This is a genomic window from Bacillus sp. RHFS10, assembly GCF_016757475.1.
Lineage (GTDB): Bacteria > Bacillota > Bacilli > Bacillales > Bacillaceae > Bacillus > Bacillus subtilis_G.
The window spans coordinates 1-213 of record NZ_JAESPO010000041.1 but is presented as its reverse complement, the minus strand read 5'-3'; the positions used below and the strand labels follow the sequence as shown (position 1 = coordinate 213).

The window sequence follows — 213 nt, the reverse complement described above, 5'->3', positions numbered from 1 at the left end:
GAAGCCACCTTTTATGTTTGAACCATGCGGTTCAAACAAGCATCCGGTATTAGCCCCGGTTTCCCGGAGTTATCCCAGTCTTACAGGCAGGTTACCCACGTGTTACTCACCCGTCCGCCGCTAACATCAGGGAGCAAGCTCCCATCTGTCCGCTCGACTTGCATGTATTAGGCACGCCGCCAGCGTTCGTCCTGAGCCAGGATCAAACTCTCC

1 rRNA gene is annotated in these 213 nt (G+C 54.9%); it reads right to left on the bottom strand.

The features are described 5' to 3' along the window. Positions 1-213: ribosomal RNA gene (locus tag JMN17_RS22215) — 16S ribosomal RNA — on the bottom strand; the annotation flags it as partial.